This is a genomic window from Acinetobacter sp. 22323, assembly GCF_052044895.1.
Taxonomy (GTDB): Bacteria; Pseudomonadota; Gammaproteobacteria; order Pseudomonadales; family Moraxellaceae; genus Acinetobacter; species Acinetobacter schindleri.
The window spans coordinates 1-973 of the sequence record NZ_JBQEOL010000049.1 but is presented as its reverse complement, the minus strand read 5'-3'; the positions used below and the strand labels follow the sequence as shown (position 1 = coordinate 973).

Below are 973 nucleotides of genomic sequence, written 5' to 3'. Positions count from 1 at the left end.
TTAGAAGTACCTTTGGTGTATTCTGCAATATCGTATGCCGATAGAAATTCACCCTTACGCTTGAGATGTTTAAATCCTAAATCATTCACATAATTCCAAACAAAATTCACCTCAAATGCTAATTGGTCTAGCACCTTGCAATGTTTGTCTCTTATACGTAATTTAAGTGTTTTCATCATTAGAATATATTTAGTCTATGAATAATAGTCAAGAAATTAGAACAGGTCGTCACTGTGTTTTTAATATGCACGTTCACTTGGTATTTGTGGCTAAATATCGTAGAGATGTTTTCACCAATGCCATGCTTGAAACGATGCGTGAAGTATTTGAACGTGTCTGCTTAGACTTTGAAGCTGAATTGATAGAATTTGACGGTGAGCATGATCATGTGCATTTGCTGGTCAATTATCCACCTAAAGTCGCCATTTCTAGTTTAGTGAATAGCTTAAAAGGTGCGTCTAGTCGCATTTTACGCACTAAGCATCCTGAAATTAAGAGCAAATTATGGGGCAATGCCCTGTGGTCTCCAAGTTACTTCGCTGCGTCATGCGGAGGTGCGCCAATTGGAATTATTAAACACTATATTCAGCAACAGCAAACACCGCATTAATGGCTTACGCCAGTCGCTTATATCCTCGGGCTGAACCCATAGGTATCTACATATCTTTAGGTACCTATGGGCTGAACCCCGAGGTTTTACGCTCCAACGGATAAAAAATCCATATTTAATATGGCTGGAAGATGAATTTGTGGACATATAAGCTCCAGAAACCTGTTCCAGTATACGCCTGCCCTGCAGATTTTCTGCTATGGGTTTAGATAAAATTTAATATTTGGAGACTTTCTTAAATCTCAGGGATAAAAAAACACCCCCTTCTATTGAAGGGGGTGTTTAGAATAATGAGCTGGCGATGACTTACTCTCACATGGGTAATCCCACACTACCATCAGCGCTAAGAGGTTTCACTTCTGA

The 973-nt window shown here is 39.3% G+C and carries 1 protein-coding gene and 1 pseudogene; one reads left to right on the top strand and one right to left on the bottom strand.

Annotation, left to right across the window (positions count from 1 at the left end; genetic code table 11):
- Window positions 1–176 (bottom strand): annotated as a pseudogene (locus ACTJIX_RS14835) (RNA-guided endonuclease TnpB family protein); the annotation flags it as partial.
- A 20-nt stretch (window positions 177–196) separates the two neighbouring features.
- Between ACTJIX_RS14835 and tnpA the strand changes: the two are divergent.
- Window positions 197–610, top strand: a complete 414-nt coding sequence (tnpA, locus tag ACTJIX_RS14830; RefSeq protein ID WP_004782114.1) for an IS200/IS605 family transposase — start codon at window positions 197–199, stop codon at window positions 608–610.
- The last annotated feature ends 363 nt before the right edge of the window (window positions 611–973 follow it).